This window comes from Maribacter sp. 4G9 (assembly GCF_002742265.1).
Taxonomy (GTDB): Bacteria; Bacteroidota; Bacteroidia; order Flavobacteriales; family Flavobacteriaceae; genus Maribacter.
Map to the genome: position 1 here is coordinate 43,455 of NZ_MDGL01000045.1, position 19,867 is coordinate 63,321.

Here is a 19,867-nt window from a genome sequence, read left to right on the forward strand (position 1 = left end):
ACATTTAAAAAAAAGGAAAGTCTTTATATAAATCATCAACCTGTGCTGAGCGTAGTCAAAGCATCAAAAAATTCATCAATCATGTTTAAAAACTATCTAAAAATCGCTTGGAGAAACCTTTTAAAAAATAAGGGGTATTCGGTTATCAATATTGGTGGGCTGGCCCTTGGTATGGCGGTTACCTTGATCATAGGCCTTTGGATACAGGACGAACTTTCCTATAATAGCTATTTTAAGAACAAGGGAAAAATCGCCCAGGTTTTTCAATCCCAAACATTTAATGGGGAAACAGGCACGGGACCTGCCATACCCAGACCTCTTGAAATGGCGCTGAGAGACGGTTATAGTGACAATTTTGAGCATTTGATCATGTGTTCTTGGACCAATGACCATTACCTAAAGTACGGGGAGAAGAGTATTTCCAGACCGGGCAATTATATGCAGCGCGTGGGCCCAGAACTTTTTAATCTGGAAATCATAAAAGGGGAAAGGGACGGATTAAGGGAGATCAATTCCATTATGTTATCGGAATCCACGGCCAATGCACTTTTTGGCAGTGAAGACCCCATTGGAAAAACCATCAAAGTAAGCAACGAGCATGATATGAACGTTAGTGCCGTTTACAAGGATATTCCTTTTAATAACACCTTCAATGATACTGAATTTATCATTCCTTGGGAAAAGTACTTGGCCAATAATGAATGGATACGAAATGCGGAGGACCAATGGGGCAACAATTCCTTTCAAATGTTCGTACAAATTGCGGATAATACCACCATGGCGGGTGTTACCAACAAAATAAAGGATATAAAAAAGACCTTGAATGAGAATAGCGCGGAGTTCAATCCACAAATTTTTCTATTTCCCATGGAGGATTGGCATCTCAGGAGCAGTTTTGAAAATGGGGAACAAGTAGGCGGCCGCATCAAGTATGTTTGGCTTTTTGGCATTATTGGGGCATTTGTGTTACTGTTGGCCTGCATCAACTTTATGAACTTAAGTACGGCACGATCAGAAAAACGGGCCAAGGAAGTAGGTATTCGTAAATCCATAGGTTCCCAGAAGGGTCAGTTGGTCTATCAGTTTTTAAGTGAGTCTTTTTTGGTGGTCCTTTTCGCATTTGTTTTGGCTTTGGTCATGGTACTTCTTTCATTGAACGGTTTTAATGAACTGTCTAGAAAGGAAATCTCCTTTCCTTGGGCCAATGGCACGTTTTGGCTGGTATCTCTTGGGTTTATCTTGTTCACTTCCTTATTGGCGGGAAGTTATCCTGCGTTATATCTCTCCTCCTTTAGACCTGTAGATGTCCTAAAAGGTTCTTTTAAAGCAGGGAAGTACGCAGGTCTTCCTAGGAAAATATTGGTTGTGTTACAGTTTACGGTTTCCGTGGCATTTATCATTGGCACCGTTATCGTAATGCAGCAGATCAACTATGCCAAAAACCGACCTGTAGGCTATGATAAGGAAGGGCTTATCCAGATTCCAACGTTCAGTCAAGATTTTGAGGGAAAATATGATTTAATGCGCAGTGAATTTATAGGTTCCGGAGCAGTGGTAGAAATGTCCACTTCCAGTAGTCCCACAACGCAAATTTGGTCCAATAGAAGTGGATTTACCTGGGAAGGAAAACCGGAAGGTTTTCAGGAAGATTTGGCCTGGACCGAGGTTTCACCGGAATATGCCAAGTCGCTCAACTTAAAAATAGTAGAGGGCAGGGATTTTTCAAGGGAGTATGCCACGGATTCCTTGGGCGTACTTATCAATGAAACCGCTAAAAAATATTTGGGCATGCCAGACCCAGTTGGTAAACTTCTAAAGGACGATGACGAGGAAGACCCAGGGCCTCCCTTGAAAATTATCGGCGTAGTACAGGACATGATTACCCAATCCCCTTACGAACCCGTGAAACAAGGTATTTACGTATATGATCGGTTCAATAATTCCAGTTATTATAACCTCAGATTGAACCCGGACCAAAGTGCTGGACAGAATTTGGCGGTAGTAGAAAGAGTGTTCAAGGAGCACTTCCCGGATATCCCTTTTGAATATGAGTTTGTGGATAGTCAGTACGGGGAAAAATTTGCTTCGGAAGAACGCATTGGAACCTTGTCCGGGGTCTTTACAGCTTTGGCCATCCTGATCAGTTGCCTTGGGCTTTTTGGACTTACATCCTTTGTTGCTGAGCAGCGCAAGAAGGAAATTGGTGTTCGCAAGGTGTTGGGGGCAACTATATTCAACGTTTGGAATATGCTTTCCAAAGACTTTTTAAAGCTGGTCATCATTTCTTGTTTTATCGCTGTCCCCATTGCCTATTTCATTATGAACGGATGGCTACAGGAATATCCGTATCGGGTAGTTTTAAAGTGGTGGATTTTTGCTTTGGCTATGTTGGGAGCATTGGGCGTAACCATCCTTACGGTAAGTTTTCAGGCGATAAAAGCCGCCAAGGCCAACCCTGTAAAAAGTCTGCGGACTGAATAAGTTTCATCTTTTTTGTGATGGTCTAAAAACTATCGTCTAATATCTAACATCTAATTTCTAACATCTAACATCTAATTTCTAACATCTAATATCTAACATCTATGTTATTACAACTAAAAAATATTTTCAAGTGGGTCAACTCCGGGGGTCAGCGGATTTTTTTATTGAAGGATATCAATCTAGAGGTAGCGGAAGGCGAGTTTATTTCCGTAATGGGACCTTCGGGTTCTGGTAAATCCACTTTGCTTAACGTTATAGGAATGTTGGACACCTTTGACGAGGGCGAATATAATTTCTTGGACGAATCCGTGCACACCCTAAAAGAAAAGCACCGTTCCAACCTGTATAAGGAATATATCGGTTTTGTTTTTCAATCCTATCATCTCCTAGATGATTTAACTGTTCAGGAAAACTTGGAGATGCCCCTGTTGTATAAAAAGTTTAAAGGCTCTGAGCGTAAGGCCATGGTGGCCGATATGTTGGATCGATTTAATATCGTCGGAAAAAAGGATTTGTTCCCTGCACAGCTAAGTGGAGGGCAACAACAGCTTGTTGGGGTCGCCAGGGCATTGATCGCCAATCCCAAATTGATTTTAGCCGATGAGCCAACGGGTAATCTTAACTCCCAACAGAGTGAAGAAATAATGGAGCTGTTCAAAAAATTAAACCAGGAAGAAGGAGTAACCATTATCCAAGTAACACATTCCGAAAAAAATGCGGCCTATGGCTCACGGATTATCAATTTGCTGGACGGGCGAAAGGTTTAATCTGTATACCCTTCCGGGTGCATTTCGTCAAATTCCGTTTGTTCTTGAAAGGCTTTTGCCAATAAAAGGATACTGGCCTCATCATACAGATTTCCCACCAAAGTGATGCTGGTTGGGTGTTTGTCCTTGTCCAACCCAGTTGGAATGGCGATTACAGGGTGTCCCGTTAAATTGGTAATGACCAACTGTCTATTGCCAAATGATTGTGAGATGATGACGTCGTAATCTTTGATCAATTCATGCATCTTCTCTATTAAAACTTCCCGATGCCGATTGGCCTGTAGGTATTCTACCGCTGGAATAAATCGCGCCTGACGAAGGGAATTGGCCCTAGAGCTTTGGTCCTGCTCCACCATTTTGTCCACGTCGGAAGAACGTACCAAGTCATCAAAAAAGGCACCTGCCTCGGCCCTCAAAATAATATCAAAACTATTGAAAGGGACGTCTTTAGGCAATTCTAGACTTTCCATTTTCACCCCCATCTTTTTAAATACCTCCAAGGCCTTTACCATATTGTCCTTTGATTTTGAAGTATCCTTGTCAATATCTTTCTTTAGATATCCTACCTTAAGGGTAGTAACATCCTTGTTTTTGTCAAACCCAAAAGGGTAGTCAGTGGTAGTGGGGTCTTTTGGATCTTTTCCAGATATGATGCTGTAAACAATAGCGCAGTCTTGGGCATTGCGGGCCATAGGACCAATTTTGTCCATGGACCAACTCAAGCTCATAACGCCATACCTGCTCACCCGACCATAAGTAGGGCGTAGGCCTGTAATACCGTTTCGGGTGCTGGGAGAGGTAATGCTTCCCAAGGTTTCGGTACCCAGTGCAAAGGGAACCAGTCCTGCCGAAGTAGCCGAACCCGAACCTGCCGATGAACCGCTTGCGCCCTGTTTAATATCCCATGGATTTTTGGTTTTCCCACCAAACCAAACATCGCCACGGGCCAGTGAACCGGATACCAGTTTCGCGATCAATACGCCCCCTGCATCCTGAAGTTTTTCGACTACGGTTGCCGTCATATCAAATTCCTGATTTTTATAAGGTTCCGCACCCCAAGTCGTTTTATATCCTTTCACCGAAATCAAGTCTTTCACGCCAAATGGAATCCCGTGTAAAATGCCACGGTATTTCCCTGCGTATAATTCGGCATCCATTTTTTTTGCCTGTTCCATGGCCAATTCCTCCGTTATGGTAATAGTGGATTGTAGAACATTATCATACTTTTTTATTCTGTCGATGAAAAAATGGGTCAATTCAACCGATGTAATCTTTTTGTTTTTGATCAAAGAGGCCAATTGCGGAATGGTATAAAAAGCCAACTCCGATTTGATGGTGGGCAGTTCCACGTCATTGGGAATTTCCCACGATGGAAATTCCGCTTGCGGTTTGGGATTAAAATTTAACGGCAAAGGGTCAAATTTGATGGCTGGGAAGACCGTATAATCCAATTGGTACGTGCGCAAGGAGTCATAGCCCTCCCTGTTTCTTTCCAAGTAAGGGTAAAGCGTATCGAGCTGTTTTTTGGTAAAGGCAACGCCCACCAAGTTTTGAGCTCGCTTTATGTCCCTTTTTGTGAATTCGTGCTTCGTCCCTCCACAGGCATATATCAGGAAGACCAAAAAAAGCGAGACGAGGAGAAATGGTTTTGTTTTGAAGGTGTGCCGCATGGATAGATAGTATTGGTTTTGGCCTAAAATACTACATTCGACCGATTCATAATTTATTATTGTTATTTAATATGCTTGGAAAACATTTTTAAAGTGTTCATAGGATAGGCAGTTCTTATTGCTTTATCTTCAATTTCAATATAATAGCTTCTTAATCTCATGCCTAAGGATTATCTTTGTTGTTTAGAATGAATTTACATAATGATGATAGATAAGAAGGACGTTTTAAAGGCATTGGAAACCATTACCGTTCCAGGTGAGGGCCAGAATATGGTGGAGAGCGGGGCCGTACGAAACATACAGATTTTTGGGGATGAGGTCGAGGTGGATATTACCATAAAAAACCCGAGTCTTCAAGCCAGGAAAAAAACGGAGGTGGAAATTCTTAAGGCCATCCATAAGGATGTATACGAAAAGGCAAAGATAAAGGTCAATATCAAGGTAGATGTTCCTGCTACCCCGCCTAAAGTCAATGAAATTAAAGGAAAGCCAATTCCTGGTATTCAGAATATCATTGCGGTGGCCTCAGGAAAAGGAGGGGTTGGTAAATCTACGGTTACCGCCAATTTGGCCGTTACCTTGGCAAAAATGGGATTCAAGGTGGGGCTTTTGGATGCCGATATTTACGGTCCGTCCATGCCCATTATGTTCGATGTGGCCCATGAAAAACCCTTGGCGGTGAATGTGGACGGGAAATCCAAAATGAAGCCCGTAGAGAATTACGGGGTAAAATTATTGTCCATTGGATTCTTTACCCAACCCAATCAGGCGGTAATTTGGCGTGGACCCATGGCTTCCAAGGCCTTGAACCAAATGATTTTCGATGCCCATTGGGGAGAAATAGATTTTATGTTGTTGGATTTACCGCCCGGTACCGGGGATATCCATTTGAGTATCATGCAGGCGATGCCTGTAACGGGTGCCGTAGTGGTAAGTACGCCACAAGAGGTCGCCTTGGCCGATGCCCGTAAAGGTGTGGCCATGTTCCAACAGGATTCCATTAACGTGCCTGTTTTAGGAATTGTAGAAAATATGGCCTATTTTACTCCTGCGGAACTTCCAGATAACAAATACTATATATTTGGCAAGGAAGGTGCTAAACACTTGGCTGAAGACCTAAACGTTCCTTTCTTGGGTGAAATTCCCTTGGTACAGAGTATCCGGGAGGCTGGAGATGTAGGAAGGCCGGCTGCCTTGCAAACCGCTACGCCCATTGAAGCTGCCTTTGAGGAACTTACCAAAAATGTGGTGCAACAGGTAGTGGATAGAAATAAAAATATTCCGCCGACTGAGGCAATAAAGATAACAACAATGGCAGGCTGTTCTGCCGTTAAAAAGAAGTAGTTATGACAACAATGACTTCGGATGATCTAAATGAAAAAGTGGAAAAGGCCTTGGAGGAAATCCGCCCTTTTTTACAGAGCGATGGCGGGGACATCTCCCTTATTTCAATTGATAACGGAAATTCCGTAAAGGTAAAACTTCATGGTGCCTGTGTAGGATGCAGCGTAAATCAAATGACACTAAAAAGTGGCGTTGAGATGACCATAAAAAAGTATGCTCCCCAGATTGAAGAGGTTATCAATGTTGAATGATAACGTGACAAAAATCATAATTTTTAAACCTTCCCGCGAGTAGTTTAGCCAGCTAATAGTGCTATACATGATTAAAACAGATATTCTTATTATAGGGGCCGGTCCAACAGGTCTTTTTGCCGTTTTTGAAGCAGGATTATTACAATTAAAATGCCATCTTATCGATGCCTTGCCACAGGCGGGTGGACAATGTTCCGAGATTTATCCCAAAAAACCGATCTATGATATTCCAGGTTTTCCGGAAGTTCTTGCCGGTGATTTGGTGGATAACCTCATGGAACAAATTAAACCTTTCCAACCGGCTTTTACTTTAGGGGAGAGGGCTGAAACCATTGAAAAACAAGCTGATGGTACGTTTGTGGTCACCACAAATAAGGGGACCCAACATAACGCTCCGGTAGTGGCCATTGCCGGAGGGCTTGGAAGTTTTGAGCCCAGAAAACCCTTGTTGGAGAATCTTTCGGAATATGAGGATAACGGGGTGTCCTATATGATTAAAGACCCTGAGGTGTATCGTGATAAAAGGGTCGTTATTGCAGGTGGTGGTGATTCTGCCTTGGATTGGAGCATATTTTTGGCCGATGTTGCATCCGAAGTGACCTTGGTACACCGAAGAAACGAGTTTAGAGGGGCCCTGGATTCCGTTGAAAAGGTACAAAACCTCAAAAATCAAGGAAGGATCAACCTAATAACCCCTGGAGAGATAGTAGGCTTACAAGGCGAAGGGCAATTAGAATCGGTTTCGATACGGAAAACTACCAACGCCGCCGAAGATATTACTTTGGAGGTAGATAATTTTATACCCTTGTTTGGACTTTCACCCAAATTAGGACCCATCGCGGATTGGGGTTTGGAAATTGAAAAAAATGCCATTAAAGTAGACACGTTCGACTATCAAACCAATGTTCCCGGAATCTACGCCATTGGGGATGTTAATACGTATCCCGGTAAACTCAAATTGATTTTGTGTGGTTTCCATGAAGCCACATTGATGTGTCAAAGTGCCTATCAAAGAATATTTCCTGATAAAAAATACGTTCTAAAGTACACGACCGTTGGAGGTATTAACGGATTTGATGGCTCAAAAAAAGAAGCTCCCAAAGCAGTAATAAAGGAAATTACATAATGTGAAATAGTGAGTTAGTGAAATAGTGGATAATGAAATAGAGGATTGTGAGATAGTGTAGCGGATGGAATTGCACATATTCAAATTTTTAAAATAGCAGAACAAAGTGACCATTCAACGATTTGAGGATTTAGTGGTCTGGCAAAAGGCGCAAGATTTGGCGGTTTTAGTTTATCAAAATTTTACGGATAGTAAAGATTTTGGATTTAGAGATCAGATTACTAGAGCCTCAGTATCAATTTCAAATAATATAGCCGAAGGGTTTGAAAGAAGCTCCAACCCAGATTTTAAACGTTTTCTTTATTTTTCATTGGCCTCCAATAGTGAACTTAGGTCTATGTTGTATCTTGCCAAACGATTAAACTATATTGATTCGGCTTTGGCTCTGAAGCTGATAAATGAAACAAATGAAATATCTAAAATGCTATATTCATTTATTAAGTCAATGAAATAAACATTATTTAATTTAAACTTTTTTACTAACCCACTAACCCACTAACCCACTAACCCACTAATAAACTATATGGACTATGTCCGATATCAAAATCAAAATAACCGACCGTGACGGTGTACGGCACGAAGTAGATGCCCCAACCGATATGAACATGAACCTCATGGAAGTTGTTCGTTCCTATGAATTGGCTCCTGAAGGAACTATCGGGATTTGCGGAGGAATGGCCATGTGCGCTTCCTGCCAATGCTATGTAAAATCTGACCATAACTTACCGGAGAAAAGTGACGATGAAGAGGCGATGCTAGCGGAGGCTTTTAACGTACGCGAAAATAGCCGACTGGGTTGTCAATTGCATATTACGGAGTCTATGGACGGACTGGAAGTGGAGCTTGCCCCTGAGGAACTCTAATAAATTCAAGTTCAAATTCAAGAGTCAAGTTCAAATTCAAGAATCAATAACAAGACAAACCGAAAATTTAATTTTGCACGAGAAACTAGAAACTGGAAGTTACTATTCAGAATAGTTTATATTGAATTTTTATTTGCGCTTGAACTTACGTTTTTTAGCTAACAGCCAACTATATCCTCGCCTGATACGTAAACAAATTGTAATATCTACCCTCGGTAGCAATCAGCTCTTCATGGGTGCCTTGTTCGGCTATGCGACCATTTTCAATGACCAAGATTTGATCGGCCTTTCTAATGGTACTCAAACGGTGGGCAATTACGAAAGTGGTTCGGCCTTTGGTAAGTTGAGCCAAACTTTTCTGGATTAGGGATTCGCTCTCGGTATCCAGGTTGGAAGTGGCTTCGTCCAGTATCAAAATTTGGGGATTTGCCAGTACGGCACGTGCAATGGCGATACGTTGTCGTTGGCCGCCTGAAAGTTTTACCCCACGCTCCCCAATGACCGTGTCCAGACCATCATCAAATCTATCGGTGAATTCATCAACATAAGCAGCTTTAACGGCATCCCGTAGTTCTTGCTCGGTAGCATCCGGCCTGGGGAAAAGAATATTTTCACGGATGGTGCCTTCAAATAGAAAGTCGTCCTGTAGGACTACTCCCAAAAACTGTCGGAAACTGGTCAGGTCAACCTTTGAAAGGTCAATACCATCAATGGTTATGGTTCCTGAATCCGGATTTAAAAAACTGGCCGCCAAACCTGCAATAGTCGATTTTCCGGAACCGGAGCTCCCAACAAGCGCTATGACATCCCCGGCCTTGGCCTCAAAACTGATATTGTGCAATACCTCCTTGTCCTCCTCATAGGCAAAGGAAACATCTTCAAAGCGCATGTCGCCTTTTATTTGTTCTAGCTCAATGGTCCTGTCCTTATCATCCGCTTCGGTCACTTGATTCATAAGTTCTTCGGTACGGTCCAATCCGGCCAAGGCTTCGGTAAGCTGACTTCCTATATTGCTCATTTGAACGATGGGGGCGACCATAAGGGCCAATAGAAAGGTAAATTCAAAATATTCACCCGTACTTAATTCGCCCTGCATCATTTTGTACCCTCCAAAACCCATCATAATGCCTGTGGTGGCCAATCCTAAAAGAAAGGTGGAGGAACTTGTCATTACCGCTGTGGCCGTTAAGCTTTTCTTTACATTTTGGTATAAACGTTCCACGCCTTCTTCAAATACTTTTCCTTCTTGTTCTTCGGCATTAAAGCCTTTAATGACCCGTATTCCTCCAAGAGTTTCCGTTAGTCGGCCTTTCACCTCTGCATTTATTTTGCCTCTTTCCCTAAAAACGGGTCTAATGATCTTGAAGGCTTTTAAGGCAATGACTGCAAACAATATTAAGGGAATAAAGGTCAGCAAGGTCATGGTGGGGCTAATACGTAACAAGAGGATAAGGGAAACCACCGCCGTAATGGTTCCTCCAACCAATTGTACAAGGCCGGTTCCTATAAGGTTGCGTACACCCTCCACATCGCTCATGATTCTGGATACCAGTGCGCCCGACTTTGTATTGTCAAAAAAACGAATGGGCAGGGCAAGTACTTTTTTTTGAACCTGTGCACGTAGTTCCGATATCATAAACTGCGCCTGTATACTCAGTACTTTTGTCAATAGAAAGGACATAATGGCTTGTACCAGAAACGAAAGAATTACAACGATTACCAGAATTTTTAAAAAGTCATAGTCCTTATTGGGAACAATATCATCCAAAAAGTACCGAAGGGACACCGGGGCCACAAAACTTGCCGCCTTACTGATTACGATGAGCAAGAGTCCAATAAAAACCAGTTTTCTTCTGGGCCAAATGATGGTTTTAAATGCCTGTAGGATACTAACCTTTTTTTCTGCCATGATGCAAAAATACCTTTTTGTTTAGAAGTGTATGGAATAACTTTAAGAAGCCAACAAAAAATTGATCTTATAACAAAAGTTCCATTCATTTGATTTCAGATGTTCTTGGGATGACTATTTCAATATGCTGCCATCCTCCATTTCAATGATGCGATCCGTACGTTTAGCAAAATCATTGTCGTGGGTTACTACCAAAAGGGAAAGCCCCTTTTCTTGGGCAAGATTCTTAAAGATATTAAAGACATTTTCAGAATTATGACTATCTAGGTTTCCAGTGGGTTCATCGCCCATTAGAATGGTAGGGTTATTGATCAATGCACGGGCTATGGCCACACGTTGTTTTTCACCACCAGAAATGCGGGAAGCCCTTTGTTGGGCCAAATGCCCAATATGGAGCATTTTCAATTTTTCTTGGGCGTCATGTTCAATTTCCTCCAAGGATTTTTCGGCGAGTTTTTTTGCGGGTAGCATCACGTTCTCAAGTACGCTGAATTCCGAGAGAAGATAATGAAACTGAAATACAAACCCTATGTGCCTGTTTCTTATCCTTGAAAGTTCCTCATTGGATTTACCCGTTATTAGTTGACCATTTAGATAAAGTTCACCTGTATATTCCGTATCCATAGTGGACAGAATATAAAGCAACGTAGATTTTCCACAACCGGACTTTCCTACTATTGAGGTAAATTCCCCGGGTTGAATCCCAAAGGAAATATCCTTTAGCACATGGAAATCCTTGGGTTTGTAGAAGTGTTTATTGATGTTCCTTGTTTCAAGTACTAATTTCATGACGTAGGTTTGGGGCTTTAGGTTCCCCTGATTATTTTAATCGGATCCATATTTTTTGCTTTATTGGCAGGTAGATATCCGGCGATAAAGGTGGATAGTAAGGCAAAGCCGATACCTATGACATAATAGAGCGGATTATAATTGATGGGATAGGTTTTTATTGTGGGAAGTGCCTCGGTCTCAAAAGGTGTGTTGTCTATCAATACCGAAAGTCCAAACCCAACCATAAGGCCCAGAATACCGCCCAAAAGCCCAATAATGACTGCCTGACTGATGAAAATAAGGGACACGTCCCTTCCCGAAAACCCCGTGGCTTTTAAGATGGCAATATCCTTCATTTTCTCATAGATCAGCATATTGAGAATGTTATAAATACCGAATCCGGCAACGATCAACAAGGTGAGGGAAACAGCATAGGTAATAAGGTTTCGTATGCTTGACCCTGTTTCGAACTGTGCATTGGCTTCTTTGATATCTATGGCCTGGATATCAAATTGTCTCTCCAACCTTTTTGCCATAGCGGGCGCCGCTTCTATATCAAACAATTTTATATGAATGTCCGTGATATAGTTTTCAGGTTGCCCTAAAATTCGTTGGGCCGTTTTCAGGTTCACATAGCTCTGGGCATTATCGATTTCTGCCAATCCGCTTTGATAGATACCTACAATTTTTAGGGGGAAAATGGAGCCCGAAACCGTGGCAACCTGAATTCGGTCACCTACCGAGAGCGACATTTTATCCGCGAGCCCCGCACCAAGTAAAATGCCATTGGCGTTGTTTTTTAAGGCTTCTGGACTACCCGATACAATATAGTCGTTGATGTTGGAAAGTCGGGCTTCTTCCATAATGTCGGCCCCAATCAGAATACCCCCTAATTCTATTGAACCTGAAAGATAGAAAATCTGGGCCTGCAACTGCGGGGTAGCGCCCTTAACGTCCTCTTTGGTTTTAAGATACTTTAAAATGGGCAGTGCATTGTGAATTTTTATTTGAGTTTCCTTGGGTTTTATGGATGTAACGACATTGAACGCCCCCTTAAAATCGGTATATAGGGAAACGGGTTGCTTTTTGGAAGGTGCAATTTCGTTGTATAATCGAATATGGGGTGTACGATTAAGGGTTAGTCCGTCGAGTAGGTTGTTCAACCCGGTCATGAAGCCGGCCATGGTAATATAGGCCCCTATACCAAAAGTTACACCTAGGGCAGCGGTCACTGTACTTTTCATCTTGGTCGTTAGATGTGTTCGTGCAATTTTTAAGATGACACTCCAGTTGGTCATTCTTCGGGCTTTAGGATGGGGGTGTTTTCATCTATTCCGTCCAGAACTTCCACCTGATCTAGGCTCTGCAGTCCAATTTTCAGCTGTACGATCCCCTCATTTGTACGTACTTGATTCCCATTGATCAAATAGGATTTGGGCAGGGTCAATACATTTTCCTTTTCAGCAATAATGATATTACCCTCCCCTGCCAATCCCGGATATAAGGTTTTTGGGGGGTCTTTAAAAATACCCTCAACCTTGAACGTCTGTGAACGTTCATCTTTTCTTGGATAAATTTTATGGATGGATGCTTCAAAAACGTTGTTTTTATAGGCATCCAAGGTAACCAGTACTTGCAACCCTAGGGAGATTTTTACAATATCCACTTCGTCCACAAGCAACTCGATTATAAATACATCCTTACTGCCTACCGCTGCCAAAGGTTCCATAGTGGTTACAATTTCCCCGGGTTGCTTAAAAAGCGCATATACTTTTCCGTTTATTTTACTTTTAACTGTAAAATCCGCTACATTGGTTTTTGCGGTTTCATAACTGTTACGGGCTTGCTGCCATTGCGTGGAAAGTTCTTTTTTTGTGCGATCGTAGCGATTTTTAGCCAATCGAAATTTGTTTTGGGAGAGTTCATAGGCCAATTTTTTATTCTCAAACTGTACTTGGGAACCGATCTGTTGCTCCCAAAGTCTTTTTTGCCGAAAATAATTGATAGAATCGTTCCTTAAGGCAAGTAGGGCTGCTTGAATTTCATCCTCCAATGCGGTTAGAACGGCGGCACTGCCCTTGTAATTTTCCTCTGCCAAATTCAGGTTTAATCGGGCATTATCCGCATTGAGTTCTGGTGCGGAGTTTATAATCTGTAACAAAGGATCTCCATTTTTGACCAAATCGCCCTCTTCCACCAAATTATTTTTCAAAATTCCGGATACGGCGGCAAATGCCTGATAAAGACTATCCGGTTGAACCGTAACCGAGGCATAGACAGATTCTGTCATGAACATTTTCTTAGGATAGACCTTTTCCTCTTGATCCCCGCAGGAAATGAACCATAACGTGATGAAGAATAAAGCAACTTTTCTCAATGGACCGTTTCTTTGCGTACCGGTATGGTTAAATACCAATGGATTAGATTACCAAATTACCGTGTTTATTCAAAGCTACATGATTTTAAGCGTACAAAAACTGACAATCGTCATAACATACGGCCCTGTTTTTTTAAAAATGAAGGAGCGTATACTTAATTTGGTAAAAGAGGATACATTTATGTACCTTCAAAAGCGTAAAGAATAGTGTATGAAAGGTGTATTTTACGTTGCCGTATTTTGTCTATTGATGGCCTGTGGGTCCAAGGAAATAATGAATCCGGAAGTTGAAAAATGGAAGGCCCAAGCGGCGGAAATAGAAATTATTAGGGATGATTTTGGGGTGCCCCACATTTATGGTAAGACCGATGCTGATGCCGTCTTTGGACTGTTATATGCCCAATGTGAGGATGATTTCAATCGGGTGGAGCAAAATTATATTTGGGCAACGGGCAGGCTGGCGGAAGTGGAAGGAGAGGAAGCCATTTATAGTGACTTAAGGGCGAAACTTTTTATGACCGAAGCAGAGGCCAAAACCAACTACGAGAAAAGTCCGGAATGGTTAAAAAAACTGTGCGATGCCTTTGCAGATGGTATTAATTACTATTTGTACACCCACCCGGAAGTCAAACCAAAATTATTGACCCGATTTGAACCCTGGATGCCCATGTATTTTAGTGAAGGCAGTATCGGAGGGGATATCGAACGTATTTCTACACGAAAAATCGAGTCCTTTTATGAGAGTGGGATGGAACTACCCGAAATGGAATTGATGAAGATAAAGAAGCAGGAAGAAAATGCAGAGCCTCAAGGCTCCAACGGCGTAGCCATATCGGGTAAATTAACACAATCCGGGAACGCCATGTTGCTGATCAATCCGCATACTTCCTTTTATTTTAGGGGCGAGGTTCATGTGGTAAGCGAGGAAGGCCTAAATGCCTATGGAGCCGTTACTTGGGGGCAGTTCTTTGTGTACCAAGGTTTTAACGAGAAAACGGGTTGGATGCATACCTCTACCTATACGGATGTGATGGATGAGTTCAAGGAAACCATCGTTAAGAATGATGGAAACCTGTTTTATCAATATGGCGAGGAACTACGGCCAGTAGATTCCACTACGGTTACCCTGAAATATAAAACGGACACAGGAATGCAAGATCGGACATTCCCCATGTACCGTACCCACCATGGACCCATTACACATGCGGTGGACGGACAATGGACCGCCTCCGCCATGATGTGGGAACCTGTAAACGCTTTGGAACAGTCTTTTGTTAGAACTAAAAAGGACGGTTATGAAGCATTCCGGAAAATGATGGACATTCGTACCAATTCATCCAACAATACGGTCTATGCCGATGCCGAAGGAAATATTGCCTATTTCCATGGGAACTTCGTGCCCAAAAGGGATGTCAGCTTTGATTACTCGGAGCCTGTGGATGGAAGTATTCCTCAAACCGATTGGCAAGGCCTTCATACCGTTGATGAAAATATTCTGGTACTGAACCCGGAAAATGGATGGATACAGAATTGTAACTCCACACCCTATACTTCAGCGGCGGAATTCAGTCCTAAAAAAGAGGAGTATCCCTACTATATGTCCAAAGACCAAGAAAACTTTAGGGGGATTCATGCGATTGAATTATTGACTGATCGGAAAGGGTATACCATTGATAGTCTTATTCAATTGGCCCATGATCCATATTTACCTGCTTTTAAAGCCTTGATTCCAGGATTGGTAAATGCCTATAATTCCCACGAGGATAAAAACCCTAAATTGAGGGAGCCCATGGCCATTTTGGAAAAGTGGGACTTTAGAACCTCAAAGGAATCAATTGCCATGACTTTGGCCCACTATTATGGAACGGCCATGGGACAAAAGGCAAAACAACCTTCTGGAATTAGCGATATGGAACGAATGGTCTATTTTGGAAATCATCCGGACGAGGGATTACGAGTTTTGGAAGAGGTCATCGACCAATTGGAAAGCGATTTTGGTACTTGGAAAATGCCATGGGGCGAGGTAAATCGCTATCAAAGATTGAATGGGGACATTGTTCAGGAATTTAATGATAGCCTGCCCAGTGAGGGAGTTGGATTTGCATCGGGTCGCTGGGGTGCCTTGGCGGCGTATGGGGCTAGATATTCTACCCCAGGGGCCAAAAAAATATATGGAACCCGGGGCAATAGTTTTGCCGCCGTAGTGGAGTTTGGCGATACCGTCAAGGCAAAAACAATATTGGCAGGCGGCCAAAGCGGAGACCCAAAATCACCTCATTTTGATGATCAAACGGAACGATATATCAATGTTAATTGGAAGGACGCCGCCTATTACAGGGACGATGTGCTTAAAAGGGCAGCGGAAACCTATCGGCCTGGGGTAAGAAAGTAAGGTTTTTTGCTTGCCAGGTTGTCAGCCAGTTTTTTTTAGTTTGAACTTGAAACTTGAAACTTGAACTTGAACCTAACCTTGCTACTCCGGAATCTGCTGGCTCAAACAATGCAAGGTTCCAAAGCCCCAAATTAAATCGATACAGTTGATACCGATGACTTCTCGGTCAGGGAAGCAATCCGCTAAAATGTTCAGTGCGATTCGGTCATTGGAATCATTGAAAGTGGGGACCAAAACGGCACCGTTGATAATTAGAAAATTTGCATAACTCGCTGGCAATTCCAATGCCTCGAAAATGATGGGTTTTGGCATCGGTAATTCTACAATCCTCAAAGGTTTACCATCTTCCAATCTAGCCGAACGAAGGCGTTCTACATTATCTTGAAGTGTTTTATAGTTTTTGTGCGCCTTATTTGTTTCAACTACGGTCACTACGGTATCGGCATTTACAAATCGGCACAAATCATCTACATGGCCATGAGTGTCATCGCCTATGACCCCTTCTCCCAACCAAATCGTATTGGTTACTCCCAAATATTCCTTGAAAACAGCTTCATAATCGGCTTTTGTATAACCTGTATTCCGAACCTGAATCGAAGGATGTAAAAGACATTCTTCGGTAGTGATCAAAGTACCTTTTCCATTGACTTCCAAGGCGCCACCTTCCAAAATAACTTTATTTCCCTTGTAAGTCGCTTGGGTCAGCGGGACTTTCAAAAAATCTGAAACTACCGCAGGCACCTGTTTGTCCAATTGCCAATTGTTGTACTTGGCCCATCCGTTGAAATTAAAATTAATCGCTTCCGATTCTCCATTATTCTTAACGATAATAGGTCCGGAGTCGCGCATCCAACTTCGGTTGGTTTTATGGATGATAAATGAAACCCTATCAAGGTCAACCGAAGCCATAAGCAGTAAGTTGGATACCTTTTCCTTTAAGGATTCATGGGCAACAACTAAAAATACGGTTTCAAAATGGGAAACTTTTTTAATGAACTCTACAAAAGCCCACTGAATGGCTTCATACTTCCCAGGCCAATCCTTGCCATTGTGTGGAAAGCACAATAAAACACCTTTCTGTCGCTCCCATTCCGCTGGAAATCTTCTTTTACCCATAAGACCTAGTCCAAAGCCCTTTTGGTGAGATCTCCAAAAGCATCAATACGCCTGTCCCTAAAGAAAGGCCAGTTTTGTCGCACATTTTCCTGAAGGGACAAATCCACTTCGGCCATAAGGATTTCTTCCTTGTCATGGGATGCCAAGGCCAGGATTTCCCCTTGGGGACCACATATAAAGGATTTTCCCCAGAACTCGATTCCATCCGTATCCGGTAGGTATTGTTCCAACCCAATCCTGTTTGCGGCCGCCACAAAAATCCCATTGGCAACGGCATGTCCTTTCATCACGTTCATCCATGCTCCGTACTGGTTTTCCCCGTATTGGGCCTTTTCAGCAGGATGCCATCCAATCGCGGTAGGATAGAACAGAACCTCGGCACCCTTTAATGCGGTTAATCGGGCCGCTTCTGGATACCATTGGTCCCAACAGATCAACGTACCAATATTTCCCTTTTGTGTACTTATGGATTGAAAACCAAGGTCTCCAGGTGTAAAGTAAAATTTTTCATAAAAGTGGGGGTCATCCGGAATGTGCATTTTACGATACAAGCCCGCTTGGCTTCCATCGGTATCGATGATATAGGCACTATTGTGATAAATGCCGGACATTCGTTTTTCGAAGAAGGGCACAATGATAACGACTCCCAATTCCTTGGCCAAGGCACTAAAGGCTGTAAAGGAGATATCGCCAAGAGGTTCGGCAATCGAGAAGTTTTCCACATCCTCACTTTGACAAAAGTAATGACTGCTATAGAGTTCCGGAAGGCAGATAACTTCGGCACCTTGATGGGCCGCTTTCTTGATCCATTCCACACATTTTTTCCGATTTTCATCGGCTGTATTATTCAAATTGAGCTGTATGACAGCAACTTTATAATTTTTGGACATTAAAAGAAGATTATTTTGAAAATTAAAGATATTAAATAGAAGATGATCCTTCCATCAAATGCTTCATAAAGATAAAGTTTAAGAGGTGTAAAATTAAAAACTAATCTTTGGTGACAATCAGTGTTGCCTTGGAACCGGAAGATAATAACCACTTATTGGAGTAGAGCAGTTGCCCGTTTTCATCATACACATCAACTTGTGCTGTATTGGGTGCGGAGGAACCATGGTTTAAGGCCTCAAAATCTATTTTGTTGAAGCCGGATTGTAGGTCCACATTCACTCCCTTAAAAGCGCCCGTTAATAATAGATTGTGTTCAACAACTATGTCATTGACGTATATTTTGACGCGGTCACCATCTACATATTCATGGTCCCTACAGACGATGCCAATAAACTTCCCATTACTCTTAATGTCACCAAGATACTGGTCTGGGAAGAATTGGCCCGACCCGTTCATGCGTTCGCCAGGTCCAATGCGCGGATCAATTTTTAGTCCGGTACCGGCTTGTACAAGTTCTTCGTCCGGAAGCATTTTTACAGGGTTTCTTGTGGTCATATCCAATTTGGGCTGTTCTTTTATGACCGATGGAATATTCAAGACCGAACCCGAATTGGTCTTGCCCGAATTATCGATTGGATTTACTGATTCAATCTTCAATGGTTTTTGCGTAGGTAGGTCTGTTTGGGCCTGAACCCATCCAAACACCAATAGGCAAAAGGATATACTCAATGAAAACGGTCTGTTCATCATGATGAAACAATAATCGGAATAAAGATAACAAATACCCTGCCACAGGGACTTAACGGGGTGTTAAATTCGATTATTGTATTGCTTTACTTCTCAATCGGGTAGATGAAGCTGAAGGAAGCGTACAAAGTTACCGTGCATAATGTTGCTGATATCTTCCTTTGTATACCCTTTTTTTTCAAGCAGTGGAGGAATTTTTTGGAGATCTGCAATGGTATCGATATCCTTTGGGGATTGCTCCAACCCGAAGCCCCCATCCAAATCGGTTCCAATTCCCACATGAAGCGAGTTTCCGGCCAGTTGGCAAATATGATCGATGTTCTGTAGGGTATGCTCCAGGGAAACCCCAGTGCTTTCCGGGGTAGACTTTCCACGCACCCAATTGGGTACCATCATCCAAGCATCCAAGGCCATACCAATAACCGCTTTACGGGCTATAAGTTCTTCGATTTGTTCGTCCGAAAATTGACGGTTATGATCTACAAATTTCCGACAATTATTATGGCTAGCCCAAATAGGCCCTACATACGCATCCATGGTTTCCCAAAAACTTTGGTCGCACAGATGCGTTGCATCCAATATAAGGTTCAGCTTTTGGATTTCCTTGAGCAGTTCCTTACCCTTTTGACCAATACCACCTACGGAATCGGTTCCAAAGGCATAGGTTCCAGGACCGTAATGTGCCGGTCCTATAGCCCGTAGACCATTTTCATAGGATTTGTGCAGGTAATCCATATTGATAATGGAATCCGCACCCTCTAAACTAAGAATATAGCCAATTGGTGTTTTGACATTGTCCTCGTTCCATCTTTTTAGGTGATTGTTAAATTGCTTCTTTGTTGTGATTTGGAACAACTCACCTGCACCCTCCATGGCCCTATACCAAGCCAATTGCCCTTGGGTCTGGGCCCATGCTTGGTGTGGGGATTTCCAGCCGGGTAAATTATTACGAGGTTTTACATAACGGGCAATCTGTGTTGCTACACAAACCCCTATATTTCCCTTTCTCAAGGCATCAAAGGAAACCGTGTTTTTTCCTCGGTCCGGTTTGTCCGTCATTCCTTGTTCACTTTCCCTAATGGCTTCTACGGGCCAGGTTAAGTCCCTGTTCCATTCCATGGCGTTCATGGAAAGATCTAGATGGGCATCCAGGATGAACATG

At 42.6% G+C, this 19,867-nt stretch carries 17 protein-coding genes; 8 read left to right on the forward strand and 9 right to left on the reverse strand.

Features of this window, described 5'->3' with window-relative positions:
- Positions 1 to 81: 81 nt before the first annotated feature.
- Together BFP75_RS06890 and BFP75_RS06895 are read left to right on the forward strand one after the other, a co-directional pair.
- Positions 82 to 2,481, forward strand: a complete 2,400-nt coding sequence (locus tag BFP75_RS06890) for an ABC transporter permease (protein ID WP_099544511.1) — start codon at positions 82 to 84, stop codon at positions 2,479 to 2,481.
- 101 nt (positions 2,482 to 2,582) lie between these two features.
- The gene (locus BFP75_RS06895) at positions 2,583 to 3,248 is read left to right on the forward strand and encodes an ABC transporter ATP-binding protein (protein ID WP_099544512.1); all 666 of its coding nucleotides are present in this window, start codon (positions 2,583 to 2,585) and stop codon (positions 3,246 to 3,248) included.
- Here the strand turns inward: BFP75_RS06895 and BFP75_RS06900 are convergent.
- The gene (locus tag BFP75_RS06900; protein ID WP_099544513.1) at positions 3,245 to 4,918 is read right to left on the reverse strand and encodes an amidase; all 1,674 of its coding nucleotides are present in this window, start codon (positions 4,916 to 4,918) and stop codon (positions 3,245 to 3,247) included. The two genes, BFP75_RS06895 and BFP75_RS06900, sit on opposite strands and share 4 nt — an antisense overlap.
- 201 nt (positions 4,919 to 5,119) lie before the next feature.
- On the opposite strand from BFP75_RS06900, the gene BFP75_RS06905 reads away from it, so the two are divergent.
- The 5 genes from BFP75_RS06905 (at position 5,120) to BFP75_RS06925 (ending at position 8,502) form a co-directional block, all read left to right on the forward strand.
- Positions 5,120 to 6,262: an Mrp/NBP35 family ATP-binding protein gene (locus BFP75_RS06905; RefSeq protein ID WP_099544514.1), complete on the forward strand. Its 1,143-nt coding sequence runs from the start codon at positions 5,120 to 5,122 to the stop codon at positions 6,260 to 6,262.
- 11 nt (positions 6,263 to 6,273) lie between these two features.
- Positions 6,274 to 6,513, forward strand: coding sequence for a NifU family protein (locus BFP75_RS06910; protein WP_099544515.1), 240 nt, complete (start codon positions 6,274 to 6,276; stop codon positions 6,511 to 6,513).
- Between the two features lie 67 nt (positions 6,514 to 6,580).
- Positions 6,581 to 7,639: an NAD(P)/FAD-dependent oxidoreductase gene (locus BFP75_RS06915; protein WP_099544516.1), complete on the forward strand. Its 1,059-nt coding sequence runs from the start codon at positions 6,581 to 6,583 to the stop codon at positions 7,637 to 7,639.
- A 106-nt stretch (positions 7,640 to 7,745) separates the two neighbouring features.
- Entirely contained in the window at positions 7,746 to 8,093 is a 348-nt protein-coding gene (locus tag BFP75_RS06920) for a four helix bundle protein (RefSeq protein WP_099544517.1), read from the forward strand.
- Positions 8,094 to 8,169: 76 nt separating this feature from the next.
- Positions 8,170 to 8,502, forward strand: a complete 333-nt coding sequence (locus tag BFP75_RS06925) for a 2Fe-2S iron-sulfur cluster-binding protein (RefSeq protein WP_099544518.1) — start codon at positions 8,170 to 8,172, stop codon at positions 8,500 to 8,502.
- Positions 8,503 to 8,671: 169 nt separating this feature from the next.
- Here the strand turns inward: BFP75_RS06925 and BFP75_RS06930 are convergent, their stop codons facing one another.
- The 4 genes from BFP75_RS06930 to BFP75_RS06945 all read right to left on the reverse strand — a co-directional run bounded on the left by BFP75_RS06930 (position 8,672) and on the right by BFP75_RS06945 (position 13,559).
- Positions 8,672 to 10,411, reverse strand: coding sequence for an ABC transporter ATP-binding protein (locus tag BFP75_RS06930; protein WP_099544519.1), 1,740 nt, complete (start codon positions 10,409 to 10,411; stop codon positions 8,672 to 8,674).
- A 114-nt stretch (positions 10,412 to 10,525) separates the two neighbouring features.
- Positions 10,526 to 11,200 (reverse strand): ABC transporter ATP-binding protein, encoded by a 675-nt coding sequence (locus BFP75_RS06935; RefSeq protein ID WP_099544520.1) that lies wholly within the window; start codon positions 11,198 to 11,200, stop codon positions 10,526 to 10,528.
- Positions 11,201 to 11,217: 17 nt separating this feature from the next.
- Complete coding sequence (locus BFP75_RS06940) at positions 11,218 to 12,480, reverse strand: ABC transporter permease (protein ID WP_099544521.1); 1,263 nt, start codon at positions 12,478 to 12,480, stop codon at positions 11,218 to 11,220.
- Entirely contained in the window at positions 12,477 to 13,559 is a 1,083-nt protein-coding gene (locus BFP75_RS06945; protein WP_240531719.1) for an efflux RND transporter periplasmic adaptor subunit, read from the reverse strand. Before BFP75_RS06945 ends, BFP75_RS06940 begins: the two co-directional genes overlap by 4 nt.
- A 250-nt stretch (positions 13,560 to 13,809) precedes the next feature.
- Here BFP75_RS06945 and BFP75_RS06950 point away from each other — a divergent pair, with 250 nt between their 5' ends.
- Positions 13,810 to 15,951: an acylase gene (locus BFP75_RS06950; RefSeq protein ID WP_410504077.1), complete on the forward strand. Its 2,142-nt coding sequence runs from the start codon at positions 13,810 to 13,812 to the stop codon at positions 15,949 to 15,951.
- Positions 15,952 to 16,032: 81 nt separating this feature from the next.
- Here BFP75_RS06950 and BFP75_RS06955 read toward each other — a convergent pair whose 3' ends face one another.
- The 4 genes from BFP75_RS06955 to BFP75_RS06970 all read right to left on the reverse strand — a co-directional run bounded on the left by BFP75_RS06955 (position 16,033) and on the right by BFP75_RS06970 (position 19,866).
- Complete coding sequence (locus BFP75_RS06955; protein WP_099544523.1) at positions 16,033 to 17,067, reverse strand: agmatine/peptidylarginine deiminase; 1,035 nt, start codon at positions 17,065 to 17,067, stop codon at positions 16,033 to 16,035.
- Positions 17,068 to 17,072: 5 nt separating this feature from the next.
- Positions 17,073 to 17,957 (reverse strand): carbon-nitrogen hydrolase, encoded by an 885-nt coding sequence (locus tag BFP75_RS06960; RefSeq protein WP_099544524.1) that lies wholly within the window; start codon positions 17,955 to 17,957, stop codon positions 17,073 to 17,075.
- A gap of 100 nt (positions 17,958 to 18,057) precedes the next feature.
- Positions 18,058 to 18,708 carry a hypothetical protein gene (locus BFP75_RS06965; protein ID WP_317044513.1) on the reverse strand — a complete coding sequence of 217 codons (651 nt, stop codon included), beginning with the start codon at positions 18,706 to 18,708 and terminating at the stop codon, positions 18,058 to 18,060.
- A gap of 90 nt (positions 18,709 to 18,798) precedes the next feature.
- Positions 18,799 to 19,866 (reverse strand): dipeptidase, encoded by a 1,068-nt coding sequence (locus BFP75_RS06970; protein WP_099544525.1) that lies wholly within the window; start codon positions 19,864 to 19,866, stop codon positions 18,799 to 18,801.
- Position 19,867 lies beyond the last annotated feature (1 nt).